Here is a 13,343-nt window from a genome sequence, read left to right on the forward strand (position 1 = left end):
GCGTACGCACGGCACGAGTGACCGCGTACGCGACGTACGAGTGACCGGCTGACGCGAAATGACCGCGTAAGGGGCTTCCGCCATGGCGGAAGCCCCTTACGTCAGCTCTCCTGGACGATCACCACCGCTGTCCCGTACGCGCACACCTCCGTGCCCACGTCCGCGGCCTCGGTGACGTCGAAGCGCATCATCAGGACCGCGTTGGCGCCCCGCGCGCGTGCCTGCTCGATGAGGCGCTCCATGGCCTGGTTCCGGGTCTCCACCAGCGTCTTCGTGAGGCCCTTCAGCTCGCCGCCGATCATGGACTTGAGGCCCGCGCCGATCTGGCTGCCCAGGTGCCGGGAGCGCACGGTGAGGCCGAAGACCTCACCGATAACCTGTTGTACGCGGTACCCCGGTACGTCGTTCGTCGTCACGACCAGTACGTCGGAGTGCGGGTCGGTGCCACCGCCGAAATCTTCGATACCCATGGCACACAGCTTTGTCTCAGATCACGCACAGTGCACCCTGGGAAGGGCAGTGGAACCTGGGCACGTCACCTCGCGTTGATAGCTTTGGGCGGCCGTCCCCGCCGCATCGCCCTCTCACCCTCAGGAGCACGGAACCGTGACGACGCTTGCGCTCGGACCAAGCTGGCTGGACCCGGATTACCTCCTGAACACGTTCGGGGTCTGGGGTCTGCTCGCGATCGTCTTCGCCGAGTCGGGCCTGCTCATCGGCTTCTTCCTGCCGGGTGACTCGCTGCTGTTCACGACGGGTCTGCTGATCACGACGAAGCAGCTGGACTTCCCGCTCTGGCTCTGTGTCGTCCTCATCTGCATCGCCGCGATCCTCGGTGACCAGGCGGGCTATCTCTTCGGCAAGAAGGTCGGCCCCTCGCTCTTCAACCGCCCGGACTCCAAGCTGTTCAAGCAGGAGAACGTGGTCAAGGCGCACGACTTCTTCGAGAAGTACGGCCCGAAGTCCCTCGTCCTGGCCCGCTTCGTGCCCATCGTGCGTACGTTCACGCCGATCATCGCGGGCGTCAGCGGCATGCGGTACCGCTCGTTCATCACGTTCAACATCATCGGCGGCATCCTGTGGGGCGCGGGCGTGACGCTGCTCGGCGCGTGGCTGGGCAACATCGACTTCGTGCACAAGAACATCGAGGCGATCCTCATCCTGATCGTCCTGATCTCGGTGGTGCCGATCGTCATCGAGTTCCTGCGGGCGCGCAGCAAGTCCAAGAAGACGGCCGCGGCCGAGGGCGACGCCCCCGGGGCGGCCCCGGCACCGCGCGGCCGGCACGCCAAGCGGTAGCGAGCCCGTACGGCGCCGAACGAGCCTGTACGGCGTCAGAAGCCGCGCGTCCGCTTGGCCGCGCGGCGGTTCGCCGCGGTGGTCGCGCCCGGGATCTTGAGGATCAGGCGCGAGACCTCGCTGCCCAGGTTCACGCCGATCGCGATGGCAAGGGCCGTCGCTGCCGCCTTGGTGAGCGAGTTGATGCCCGTGTTCATGTCGTTCTGCGCGAGGGCCAGCAGCCCGAAGTACGTCGCGCTGCCGGGCAGCAGCGGGCCGATGGCCGCAGTGACGTACGGCAGTGAAGAGGCGAAGCGGTAGCGCGAGAAGAGCTGCCCGAACAGGCCCACGAGCCCGGCCGCGACGGCCGTCGCGGCGACCGGCGAGAGCTCCAGCGACGTCTGGGCGAGGGCGCCGAACATGACCCAGGCGATACCGCCGTTGAGGGTCACGATCAGCACGGTGTGACGTTCCTGCTGGAGCAGTATCGCGAAGGCCAGACTCAGCGCCATCGACGCCAGGATCTGGATCACCGGGCGCGAGTCGGTCGCCACGAACGCCGTCTCGGGCTGCAGGCTCGTCGCGTCCAGCATCACGCCGAGCGACAGCACGAGCAGGACGCCGACGACGATGCCCACGACGAGATAGCAGACCTCGAGGAGGCGGGCGGCCGCGGTGATGTAGTAGCCGGTCAGGCCGTCCTGGACGCCCGCCACCAGGGCTCTTCCCGGGATCAGGGCGAAGAGGCCACCCGTGATCACCGCGGACGCGTTGACCTCCTGGGAGTGCACGAGGCTGAGCGTGACGCCCATCGCGGCGGGCGGCATCGCGGCCCCCACGAACTGGTAGAACTCCGGAAGGCCGCGGCCCGCGCAGAGCCAGGCGAGGCGGTCGCCGAGCATGGCGCCGAAGGCCGCGACCAGGAAGACCAGGGCGCCACCGCCGACGAGCACGGAGGCCGAGCCCGCGAGCAGCCCGCTGGCCGCGGTGAGCGCCCAGCCGGGGTAGGGGTGGCGGTTACGGCGGATCGCCGCCAGACGGCGGTAGGCCTCCTCCAGGGAGACGTCGATGTCCGTGTCGCTGATGTCGTCCACCAGCTGGAAGACGGCCGCGAGACGGGTGTAGTCGGTGCCCCGGCGGCGCACGGTCCTCGATGCCGTCACCGGGTCGTCCACCAGGGACGGCTGGTGCGAGATCGAGAGCAGCGTGAACGTCACGGTCGGCTCGCAGCGGTCGAGGCCGTAGCTGCGGCAGACGGCGAACATCGCCGCCTCCACGTCCTCGGCGCCCTCGCCGCCGGCCAGCAGCAGCTCGCCGATACGCAGCGTCAGGTCGAGCACGCGCGGCACGGCGGGCCCGGTCTCGTCCTCGTGCTTCTGCGAGGCCTCCGGAGTGGGCCGCTCGGCAACCGGCATGCGCAGCATCGTGCGCATCTGGTCCTGCCAGGGGGTCTCCTTGGTGAGCTTCACCAGGGGGATGCCGTGCGGGGGCGTGAAGGCGGGGGGCGCGGTGCGCGAGCTGTAGGTGTTCGGTGTGGTGAACGCCGACTTCTCGGTCTCCTGCGTCGTCGACGCCGACGCGAGGTTCGGCAGACCGGTCGGGATCGCGAACTCCGAGGTGGTCTGCGACTCGTCCTCGGGCGCCGGCGGCTGCGGCATCACACCGGTGGGCTGAGTGAACGCACTCCGAGCCTCATCCGACTGTGGCTTTCGGTCTTCGGCCTCCTGGTCAGCCACTTTTACTGCCTCGCTCCCACATACGAACCCTGCGCACCTCCAGTACGAACAGTATGCGCACAGATACGCGAACGGGCCGCGCGGTCTTCGTGAAGATCGCGCGGCCCGTCAGAGGAGGGGGAGGGGTACTCAGTGACCCTGCGCCTCCGCGCGCTTGTACGACTTCTCGATCTCGGCCTCGGCGTCCGTGCGGCCGACCCAGTCGGCGCCCTCGACGGACTTGCCGGGCTCCAGGTCCTTGTAGACCTCGAAGAAGTGCTGGATCTCCAGGCGGTCGAACTCGGAGACGTGGTGGATGTCGCGCAGGTGCTCCACGCGGGGGTCCGACGCCGGGACGCAGAGCAGCTTGTCGTCGCCGCCCGCCTCGTCGGTCATCCGGAACATGCCGATCGCGCGGCACTTGATGAGGCAGCCCGGGAAGGTCGGCTCGTCCAGGATGACGAGGGCGTCCAGCGGGTCACCGTCCTCGCCGAGGGTGTTCTCGACGAAGCCGTAGTCCGCGGGGTAGCTGGTCGACGTGAAGAGGCGACGGTCCAAGCGGATCCGGCCGGTCTCGTGGTCCACCTCGTACTTGTTCCGCGAACCCTTCGGAATCTCGATGGTGACGTCGAACTCCACGGGTGGCTCCTCCATGATCAGCACATACTTCGGGTGGTTAAGTGTCCCTCACGCAGATGTGTGATCGCGAAAGGGGCTGGTCGTCGTGCCCGAGCTCAAGCCTTGGCAGAAGACCTGGCAGCAGGTTCGGAGGCTGGCGGGGCAGCTCCCCAAGCCTCCGGCTCCCAAGATCCCTGCCGCTCTCAGAGCTCCTGCGAAGCTCAAGACCTGGCAGCTCACGGCGGGTGCCGCCACCGTAGGACTCGCTGTCGCGGCCGGTGCGGTGGCCGCGGCCGGCCCCTGGGACTCCTCCGGTCAGCGTACGGCCGAGCGGGACTGGGCGGCCTCTCAGGAGGCCGGGGGTGGCACAGATCACGGAGGTCGTACGTCCGGACGGGCGCCGGCGGCCGCCCCGAGCGCACCTTCCGTGCTCAGAGGGCTCGGCGCACCCGTGGGCTCCGCGCACGGCGGCTCCGCGCCGGCTCCGGACGGCAAGGCGCTCGCGGGCGTCCTCGACCCGCTCCTGAAGGACAAGGCGCTGGGTCCCGAGCGGTCGGCGGTCGTCATCGACGCGGGCACCGGGCGGCGGGTCTACGGCAAGGGCGGCGGGGACGCCCTGACGCCCGCGTCCACCACCAAGATCGCCACCGCGGTCGCGGCGCTGACCTCGGCGGGGGCGGACCACCGCATCACCACGAAGACGGTCATCGAGCCGGACTCCAAGGACGTCGTCCTGGTGGGAGGCGGCGACCCCACGCTCACGGCCCGCAAGGACGGCCCGTACTCGGGCAGCGCCGCGAGCCTGCGCGAACTGGCGGAGGACACCGCGCGTGCCCTGAAGGACCGCGGCACGGACAAGGTGAACCTGTCGTACGACACCTCCCTCTACACGGGGGAGCAGCAGCACCCCATCGGCCCGAACGAGAACCTCACACTGGTCAGCGCCCTGATGGCCGACGAGGGCCGCCTCGACGACTCCTCCAGCGGGCCGGCCCCGCGCTCGGGGGATCCGGCGGGCGACGCGGCGAAGAAGTTCGCGGAGCTCCTGGAGGAACAGGGCATCGAGACGGGCGCGGACGCGGGTGCCAAGGGCAAGAAGGACGGGAGAGAACCCGGCCCGTCCAAGGCGAGTGACCGGGCCGAGTCCCTGGCCAAGGTCGAGTCGGCGCCGCTTTCCGCGCTGGTCGAGCGGATGCTGACGCACAGCGACAACGACATCGCGGAGGCGCTCGCCCGCCAGACGGCGCTCGCCTCGAAGGAGCCGGTGAGCTTCGACGGCGCGGACAAAGCGATCAACGCCCAACTGAAGAAGGCCCAACTCCCCCTCAAGGGAACGAAGTTCGCGGACGGCAGCGGCCTGGACCGGGCCGACCGCAGCTCGGCCGAACTGCTCTCCGCACTCCTGGCCCGCGCCGCCGACCCGGCCCACCCCGAACTGCGCTCGGTGGTGACGGGCCTGCCGGTGGCCGGCTTCACGGGCACACTGGTCGACCGCTACCCCAAGGACTCCCCGGGCACGGGCGTAGTACGCGCCAAGACAGGCACCCTGACGGGCGTGAACACCCTCGCGGGCACGGTCGTGGACACGGACGGCCGCCTCCTGGTCTTCGCCTTCATGACAACAGGCACGACGGACCCCAAGGCGGCACAGGGGGCACTCGACCGGATGGCTTCGGCGGTGGCGACGTGTGGGTGCCGGTGATTACGGGCGGGGCGGTGCCCTAACGGGTCCGGAGTGGGGCGGTCGCGGGGCTCGGTGCCTTCTGCGGGTGGGGTCGGCCGGGTGCTGGTGCGTTGGGGAGCATCGGTGGAGCGGAGATGGTCGACTGGCTGTGTTTTCCCGGGGGCAACCCCCGGACCCCCGGCCGGTGGGGTGGTGTCTCGTCCGTTGTCGTGTCGTGTCGTGTCATGTCGCGCCGCCGGACCGGCGGTAGCGGCGGTCGGTGGTTTTGGGGGGCGATTCCTTCCCGTTGGCCCCTAGGGGCCCGGAGTGGGGCAATCTCGGGGCTCAACCCCCTCCGTAGGCGGAGTCGACCACGTACCGTTGACGCATGACGAGCATCGGTGGTGCGGAGATGGTCGACTGGAATCTCGCGGTGGCGACCGCGACCCGGCTCGTCCGGCCGGGTCCAGAAGTGAGCCGGGACGAGGCGCGGGCCATCGTCGCCGAGCTCCGGAAGCATGCGAAGTCCTCGGAGGAACATGTCCGTTCCTTCACCCGGATGGGCACGGAGGACATCCACGACACCCCGGTGCTCGTGGTCGACCGGGCCGGGTGGATCCGGGCCAACGTCGCCGGGTTCCGGGAGATCCTCAAGCCCCTCCTGGACAAGATGCAGGACCGGCGCAGCGGCCCGGGCGGCGCCGTGCTCGGCGCGGTCGGCGGCAAGGTCACGGGCGTCGAGCTCGGGATGCTGCTCTCCTTCCTCGCCTCCCGCGTCCTCGGGCAGTACGAGACCTTCGCCCCGGCCACCCGCGACCTCCCGGCGGGCGAGCACGGCGGCGGCAGGCTCCTGCTCGTGGCGCCGAACATCGTGCACGTCGAGCGCGAACTCGACGTGGACCCCCATGACTTCAGGCTCTGGGTCTGCCTGCACGAGGAGACGCACCGCACGCAGTTCTCCGCCGTGCCCTGGCTGCGGGACCACTTGGAGGGGGAGATCCAGTCATTCCTCTCCGAGACCGAGGTCGACCCCATGACGGTCCTCGAGCGCATCAGGGAAGCCGCCCAGTCCCTCGCCGGCGGCCGCCCCGAGGGCGAGGAGGACGACGGGGGCCGCTCCATCGTGGAGCTGGTGCAGACCCCCGCCCAGCGCGAGATCCTCGGCCGGCTGACAGCTGTCATGTCGCTCCTCGAGGGCCACGCGGACTTCGTGATGGACGGAGTCGGGCCGGACGTGGTGCCTTCCGTCAACGAGATCCGGGAGAAGTTCCAGCAGCGCAGGGCGCGCGGGGCGAGCCGCCTTGACCAGGCCCTGCGCAAGCTGCTCGGCCTCGACGCGAAATTGCGCCAATACCGCGACGGCGAGCGTTTCGTGCGCGCGGTCGTCGGCGAGGTCGGTATGGACGGCTTCAACCGGGTCTGGACTTCGCCGAACACGCTGCCCACCAAGTCGGAGATCGCCAAACCGGCGGACTGGGTCGCGCGGGTGCACCGTAAGGGAGAGTGAGGGCAGTAGGGGAGCGAGTTGCGGCCGATGGCAGGCGAACGCCCCCGCAATCACCCGTCCGAGGGACCGTGAGCCATGGGTAGGCGTGCAATGCTCGGGGAACGGCTCGGCTCTGTCACCATCGACACACTCTGAGTGACTAACCTCGTGAGGTCTGACTGAGGCCCGATCTCCCGAGTGGTGGTCCTGAGTGACAGTGACAGGTCCGAGGCTCACCCCCGAACTTCATGAAGGGAACCGGACATGGGTCCCCATCCTGCGGTCGCGGCGATACGCCTGGCGGTCCGCCGCGTACTCCACGACGTACTGACCGACGTACAGCGCACCGACGCCCAGCGCGCCGACCTACGGCGCCCCGAAGCACAGCGCAGCCCCGAGCACGTCCCTCCGCGCCCCGCTCACCCCCACCCTCCACGCGAGCAGGCCACGACGCCACTCGTCCTTGTCGCGTGCTCAGGCGGCGCCGACTCCATGGCCCTCGCCTCCGCCCTCGCCTTCGAGGCCCCCAAGCTCGGCATCCGCGCCGGCGGCGTCACCGTCGACCACGGACTGCAGGACGGGTCCGATCTGCGCGCCGCCGAGGTCGTCGCGCGGCTCACCGCCCTCGGCCTCGACCCCATCGAGTCCGTCGCCGTCGACGTCGGCCGGGACGGCGGCCCCGAGGCCGCGGCCCGCGACGCGAGATACGGCGCGCTCGACGCGGTGGCCGACCGCCACGGCGCCGCCGCGATCCTGCTCGGCCACACCCGCGACGACCAGGCGGAGACGGTCCTGCTCGGACTCGCCCGCGGCTCCGGCATCCGTTCCCTGTCCGGGATGGCGGCCGTGTCCGGCGGCCCGGGGGCCGACCGCCGCTACCGCCGCCCCTTCCTGCACATCGACCGGCAGACCGCCCGCAAGGCCTGCATGGTCCAGTCGCTCCCCGTCTGGGACGACCCGCACAACACCGACCCCGCCTACACACGCTCGCGGCTGCGGCACGAAGGTCTGCCCGCCCTGGAGAAGGCGCTCGGCAAGGGCGTCGTGGAAGCACTCGCCCGTACGGCCCAGTTGTCCCGGGATGACGCCGACGCCTTGGACCACTGGGCCGCACAGGCGGAAGCTTCCGTGCGCGACGCCGCGGGACTCCTGGAGTGCGCCAAGCTCTACGCCCTGCCGCCCGCCGTACGCCGCCGCATCGTGCGCCGCGCCGCCATCGAGGCGGGCGCCCCGGCCGGTGCGCTGTTCGCCCGGCACCTCGAAGAGGTGGACCGGCTGATCACGGGATGGCGCGGCCAGGGGGCCATCAATCTCCCGGGCAAAGTCGTCGCTCAGCGCCAGGGTGGCAGACTGGTGATCCGGCAAGGCTGTTGACCGAGGGGCCCCTGGTCCCCGCGCAGCCGGTGGGACGGACGACCGAAAGTGATGCGGGTGGACGCGAAAGACATGGGCACCGACCTTCAGTCGGTGCTCATCACCAAGGAAGAGATCGACGCCAAGCTGGCTGAGCTGGCCGCGAAGATCGACGCGGAGTACGCGGGCAAGGACCTGCTGATCGTCGGAGTGCTCAAGGGCGCAGTGATGGTCATGGCGGACCTGGCGCGTGCGCTGTCCACCCCGCTCACCATGGACTGGATGGCCGTGTCGTCGTACGGCGCGGGCACCCAGTCCTCCGGTGTCGTGCGGATCCTCAAGGACCTGGACACCGACATCAAGGGCAAGCACGTCCTGATCGTCGAGGACATCATCGACTCCGGTCTGACGCTGTCCTGGCTGCTCTCCAACCTCGGCTCGCGCGAGCCCGCGTCGCTGAAGGTGTGCACGCTGCTGCGCAAGCCCGAGGCGGCCAAGGTCGCGATCGACGTGGAGTGGGTCGGCTTCGACATCCCGAACGAGTTCGTCATCGGGTACGGCCTGGACTACGCGGAGAAGTACCGCAACCTGCCGTTCGTCGGCACGCTCGCTCCGCACGTCTACGGCGGCTGAGACCCGGCCTCCCGGCCAACTCCTCGGAGACGGCCGGGAACCCTCACCCGTTTCCCCGCGTTGAAGCATGCGAAGACGGGTTTGTCAGCCGTCCCGTGCGGCTTCGGGTGACAATGCTGGGGTACCGTCCGAAGAACAGTCTTTATCAAACTCACTATGGCAGGAGGGACGGGGCGTCATCGCTCCGTATGGATGGACGTGAAGCGATACTTCCGTGGGCCAGTCATGTGGATCGTGCTGGCCGTCCTTGCCGTGGTCGTGTTGATGCAGGTCGTCGGTTCGTCCGGCGGCTACAAGACGGTGGACACCGGCCAGGTTGTGCAGGCGATCAACGACGACAAGGTCGAATCTGCCAAGCTCACCACCGGTGACGAGCGGACCATCAAGGTCGAGCTCAAGGACGGCCAGAAGGTCAAGGACAGCAGCAAGATCCAGGCGAGCTACATCGGCGACCAGGGCGTCGCCATCGCCAACACCTTGCAGGAGAAGTTCGAGGACAAGAAGATCCCGGACGGTTACACCGTCTCGGAGTCGAAGCAGAACCCGTTCGTCGGCATCCTGCTCTCCCTGCTCCCCTTCGTACTCATCGTCGTTGTCTTCCTGTTCCTGATGAATCAGATGCAGGGCGGCGGCTCCCGGGTCATGCAGTTCGGGAAGTCCAAGGCCAAGCTGATCACCAAGGACACCCCGAAGACGACGTTCTCCGATGTGGCCGGTTCGGACGAGGCCGTCGAGGAACTCCACGAGATCAAGGAGTTCCTCCAGGAGCCGGCGAAGTTCCAGGCCGTCGGGGCCAAGATCCCCAAGGGCGTGCTCCTGTACGGGCCGCCCGGTACGGGCAAGACGCTCCTCGCGCGTGCTGTCGCGGGTGAGGCCGGCGTCCCCTTCTACTCGATCTCCGGTTCCGACTTCGTCGAGATGTTCGTCGGTGTCGGTGCCTCGCGAGTGCGTGACCTCTTCGAGCAGGCCAAGGCGAACGCCCCGGCGATCGTCTTCGTCGACGAGATCGACGCCGTCGGCCGGCACCGCGGTGCCGGTATGGGCGGCGGTCACGACGAGCGCGAGCAGACGCTGAACCAGCTGCTCGTCGAGATGGACGGCTTCGACGTGAAGGGCGGCGTCATCCTGATCGCCGCCACGAACCGCCCCGACATCCTCGACCCGGCACTCCTGCGCCCCGGCCGTTTCGACCGTCAGATCGCGGTCGACCGCCCGGACATGCAGGGCCGTCTGGAGATCCTCAAGGTTCACCAGAAGGGCAAGCCGGTCGCCCCGGACGTCGACCTGGGCGCGGTCTCCCGGCGTACGCCGGGCTTCACCGGTGCCGACCTGTCGAACGTGCTGAACGAAGCGGCGCTCCTCACGGCGCGCGGCGACAAGAAGCTGATCGACAACCACGCACTGGACGAGGCGATCGACCGCGTCGTGGCGGGTCCGCAGAAGCGGACGCGGATCATGTCCGACAAGGAGAAGAAGATCACCGCGTACCACGAGGGCGGACACGCCCTGGTCGCGGCGGCGTCTCCGAACTCGGACCCGGTCCACAAGATCACGATCCTGTCGCGCGGACGGGCCCTGGGTTACACCATGGTCCTGCCCGAAGAGGACAAGTACTCGACCACGCGCAACGAAATGCTCGACCAGCTCGCGTACATGCTGGGCGGGCGCGCGGCCGAGGAGCTCGTCTTCCACGACCCGACGACGGGCGCGGCGAACGACATCGAGAAGGCCACGGCGACCGCACGTGCCATGGTCACGCAGTACGGCATGACCGAGCGGCTCGGCGCGATCAAGTTCGGTGGCGACAACACCGAGCCGTTCCTCGGCCGCGAGATGGGTCATCCGCGCGACTACTCGGAAGAGGTCGCGGCGCTGGTCGACGAAGAGGTCAAGAAGCTCATCGAGACCGCGCACAACGAGGCCTGGGAGATCCTCGTCGAGAACCGCGACGTTCTCGACAACCTGGTCCTCCAGCTCCTCGAGAAGGAGACCCTGAACAAGGAGCAGATCGCCGAGGTCTTCGCAGGCATCGTGAAGCGCCCGGCCCGCCCGGCGTGGACCGGTTCCTCGCGGCGCACGCCCTCGACCCGCCCGCCGGTGCTCTCCCCCCGGGAGCTGTCACTGACGAACGGTGCGAACGGCACGACGCCCGCGGTGACCGCCGGTCCGACGGACACGCCCGTCGAGGTGACCAAGAAGGATCGCCCCGAGAGCTGACCCGTCCCCGGCAGCCTCAACAGGCCCGGAATGGAAGCTGCGCCCCCCTGGTTCTAGCCTGGGGGGCGCAGTTTTTTCGTACGCACAGACGCACTGATGCGTGGAACGCTAGGAACGAGGCACACATGACCGACCCCGTGACGCTGGACGGCGAGGGCACGATCGGCGAGTTCGACGAGAAGCGAGCCGAGAATGCCGTGCGCGAGCTGCTGATCGCGGTCGGCGAGGACCCGGACCGCGAGGGCCTGCGGGAGACGCCTGGGCGCGTGGCGCGCGCGTACAAGGAGATATTCGGCGGACTGTGGCTGAAGGCGGAGGACGTCCTGACGACGACGTTCGATCTCGGCCACGACGAGATGGTCCTGGTGAAGGACATCGAGGTGCAGAGCTCCTGTGAGCACCATCTGGTGCCCTTCCACGGTGTCGCGCACGTCGGTTACATCCCGTCGTCCGACGGCAAGATCACCGGCCTGTCCAAGCTCGCTCGCCTCGTGGACGTCTACGCGCGCCGTCCGCAGGTCCAGGAGCGGCTGACCACGCAGGTCGCGGACTCCCTGATGGAGATCCTGGAGCCGCGCGGCGTCATCGTGGTCGTCGAGTGCGAGCACATGTGCATGACCATGCGAGGGGTGCGCAAGCCGGGCGCCAAGACGATCACGTCGGCGGTGCGCGGGCAGCTGCGGGACCCCGCGACGCGCAACGAGGCGATGAGCCTGATCATGGCGCGCTAGGCGCTGTCGGCGCTGGTGGCCGACTGCCGACTGCCGGGTGCGGCGGCAGGGCGTTACGCGGCCGGGGCCGCCGTACCGCCGTGCTGGTCGTCCTCGTCCTCCGGGAGCTTGCAGACCCGCTCCAGGAAGAAGGCGGCCGCTATCACCGCGATGCCTGCCACGAGGGAGAGACCGGCGTAGATCGCCTGGTCCCGGCGGGACGGGACGTCCAGGTACTCCAGGAGGAAGGCGCCCGTGCCGCCGTACATTCCGGCGACGAGGGCGGCGACCAGGGCGCTCGCCTGGCCGAAGACGACCGCGCGTGCGGCCATCATCGGCTCGACGCCCTTCGCCCCGGGGCGGCGCTCGCGCTGGGCGCGCAGCCGGGAGCGGAGCGAGAGCGCCGTGGCAAGCAGCACCGCGGCGATCACCGCGAGCACGATGGGCGCGGCCAGCGGGACCCGCGGCAGTGTGCCGACGGAGTCCCACAGGCGGGCGCCCGCCCAGGACAGCACCCCGGCCACCACGAAGAGGCCGGCGAGTGTCCTGATGCGCAGCTGCTTCACGGATGACCCTTCATCGCTTCATCGTCGTACGGATCCGCTTCTCGGCGTCGTGCGGGTCCGATAGACCCTAACGATTACTCGGGCAGGCGGAGTTCCAGGTCGACACGGGGCGTGACGCCCTCGCGGGTGACCTGGGAGAGCAGCTCGGCGACCGGGCCGCGTCCCGCCAGCTGCGCCTCGGGCTCCACGTCGTGCCAGGGGGCCAGGACGAAGGCACGCTCGTGCGCGCGCGGGTGGGGGAGCGTGAGGACCGGGTCGTCCGAGACGACGTCCGCGTACGCCACGATGTCGACGTCGATCGTGCGGGCGGCCCAGCGCTCGTCCCGCACGCGGTGGAAGGCTTCCTCGACCGCGTGTGCCCGCTCCAGGAGCGAGGAGGGCGGCAGGGTCGTCTTCACCACGACCACCGCGTTGAAGTACGACGGCTGGCTGTCCGGCTCGACGCCCCAGGGCTCCGTCTCGTACACCGGAGAGACGGCCTTGACGCGCAGGCCGGGGGTGTCCTCCAGGGCGTCGATGGCGCCCTGCAGCGTCTCCAGGCGGTTGCCGAGATTGCTGCCGAGGGAGATCACGGCGCGTTTGGGGTTGGAGAGGGTGGTGTCGGCGGCGTCGACCTGTGCCACCACGGCGGTGGGCACCGGCTGGACGGTCGGGTCGCTCTGCCCTTGCGTGGAAAACGCGGTCATACTCGGCTCCGGGTGATGGTGACGGTCACGTCGTCGAAGGGGACGGTGATCGGGGCGTCCGGTTTGTGGACGCACACCTCGACCTCCAGGACTCCTTCGTGCTTCAGACACGTCTGGGCGATGCGCTCGGCGAGGGTCTCGATGAGGTCCACGGGGTCGCCCTCGACGGCGGCCACCACCTCCTCGGCCACGACGCCGTAGTGCACGGTCTTCGCCAGGTCGTCGTCGGCGGCGGCCGCACGGGTGTCCAGGCCAAGGACCAGGTCCACGATGAAGGTCTGGCCCTCTTCGCGTTCCCGAGGAAAGACACCGTGGTGCCCACGGGCCTTGAGGCCGCGCAGCGCGACACGATCCACGCGAATCACTCCTGCAATCGTCGTTATCGGCAGGCCTGCACCGAGTGCGGTCGGCACACCAG

Annotated in this window: 13 protein-coding genes; 7 read left to right on the forward strand and 6 right to left on the reverse strand. The window is 69.3% G+C overall.

Going from position 1 to position 13,343, the window contains the following annotated elements:
- Positions 1-101: 101 nt before the first annotated feature.
- Positions 102-470, reverse strand: a complete 369-nt coding sequence (locus ABZ833_RS31060; RefSeq protein ID WP_361053327.1) for a YbjQ family protein — start codon at positions 468-470, stop codon at positions 102-104.
- A 136-nt stretch (positions 471-606) separates the two neighbouring features.
- Between ABZ833_RS31060 and ABZ833_RS31065 the strand changes: the two genes are divergently transcribed.
- Complete coding sequence (locus ABZ833_RS31065) at positions 607-1,299, forward strand: VTT domain-containing protein (protein WP_361053330.1); 693 nt, start codon at positions 607-609, stop codon at positions 1,297-1,299.
- A 35-nt stretch (positions 1,300-1,334) separates the two neighbouring features.
- On the opposite strand, the gene ABZ833_RS31070 is transcribed toward ABZ833_RS31065, so the two are convergent.
- Entirely contained in the window at positions 1,335-2,936 is a 1,602-nt protein-coding gene (locus ABZ833_RS31070; protein WP_361053333.1) for a threonine/serine exporter family protein, read from the reverse strand.
- A gap of 207 nt (positions 2,937-3,143) precedes the next feature.
- A complete protein-coding gene (locus ABZ833_RS31075; RefSeq protein WP_351172006.1) occupies positions 3,144-3,632 on the reverse strand; it encodes an inorganic diphosphatase in 489 nt (162 codons plus the stop codon).
- 85 nt (positions 3,633-3,717) lie between these two features.
- On the opposite strand from ABZ833_RS31075, the gene dacB reads away from it, so the two are divergent.
- The 6 genes from dacB to folE all read left to right on the forward strand — a co-directional run bounded on the left by dacB (position 3,718) and on the right by folE (position 11,694).
- The gene (gene dacB / locus ABZ833_RS31080) at positions 3,718-5,313 is read left to right on the forward strand and encodes a D-alanyl-D-alanine carboxypeptidase/D-alanyl-D-alanine-endopeptidase (protein ID WP_361053336.1); all 1,596 of its coding nucleotides are present in this window, start codon (positions 3,718-3,720) and stop codon (positions 5,311-5,313) included.
- 349 nt (positions 5,314-5,662) lie between these two features.
- On the forward strand, positions 5,663-6,781 hold the full coding sequence (locus ABZ833_RS31085) for a zinc-dependent metalloprotease (RefSeq protein ID WP_249588623.1): 1,119 nt from the start codon (positions 5,663-5,665) through the stop codon (positions 6,779-6,781).
- A 243-nt stretch (positions 6,782-7,024) separates the two neighbouring features.
- Complete coding sequence (gene tilS / locus ABZ833_RS31090) at positions 7,025-8,134, forward strand: tRNA lysidine(34) synthetase TilS (RefSeq protein WP_361053339.1); 1,110 nt, start codon at positions 7,025-7,027, stop codon at positions 8,132-8,134.
- A 51-nt stretch (positions 8,135-8,185) separates the two neighbouring features.
- Positions 8,186-8,746, forward strand: coding sequence for a hypoxanthine phosphoribosyltransferase (gene hpt, locus ABZ833_RS31095; RefSeq protein ID WP_135330538.1), 561 nt, complete (start codon positions 8,186-8,188; stop codon positions 8,744-8,746).
- Positions 8,747-8,938: 192 nt separating this feature from the next.
- Complete coding sequence (gene ftsH, locus ABZ833_RS31100; protein WP_249588620.1) at positions 8,939-10,963, forward strand: ATP-dependent zinc metalloprotease FtsH; 2,025 nt, start codon at positions 8,939-8,941, stop codon at positions 10,961-10,963.
- 125 nt (positions 10,964-11,088) lie between these two features.
- The gene (gene folE, locus ABZ833_RS31105; protein ID WP_249588619.1) at positions 11,089-11,694 is read left to right on the forward strand and encodes a GTP cyclohydrolase I FolE; all 606 of its coding nucleotides are present in this window, start codon (positions 11,089-11,091) and stop codon (positions 11,692-11,694) included.
- 53 nt (positions 11,695-11,747) lie between these two features.
- Here the strand turns inward: folE and ABZ833_RS31110 are convergent, their stop codons facing one another.
- The 3 genes from ABZ833_RS31110 to folB form a co-directional block, all read right to left on the reverse strand.
- The gene (locus ABZ833_RS31110) at positions 11,748-12,239 is read right to left on the reverse strand and encodes a DUF3180 domain-containing protein (protein ID WP_249588618.1); all 492 of its coding nucleotides are present in this window, start codon (positions 12,237-12,239) and stop codon (positions 11,748-11,750) included.
- A gap of 74 nt (positions 12,240-12,313) precedes the next feature.
- Positions 12,314-12,925, reverse strand: coding sequence for a 2-amino-4-hydroxy-6-hydroxymethyldihydropteridine diphosphokinase (gene folK, locus ABZ833_RS31115; protein WP_361053344.1), 612 nt, complete (start codon positions 12,923-12,925; stop codon positions 12,314-12,316).
- Positions 12,922-13,281 carry a dihydroneopterin aldolase gene (gene folB / locus ABZ833_RS31120; RefSeq protein WP_160506392.1) on the reverse strand — a complete coding sequence of 120 codons (360 nt, stop codon included), beginning with the start codon at positions 13,279-13,281 and terminating at the stop codon, positions 12,922-12,924. The genes folK and folB overlap by 4 nt, the downstream gene beginning before the upstream one ends.
- Positions 13,282-13,343 lie beyond the last annotated feature (62 nt).

This window comes from Streptomyces sp. NPDC047525 (genome assembly GCF_040643025.1).
In the GTDB taxonomy this organism is placed as follows: Bacteria; Actinomycetota; Actinomycetes; order Streptomycetales; family Streptomycetaceae; genus Streptomyces; species Streptomyces durmitorensis.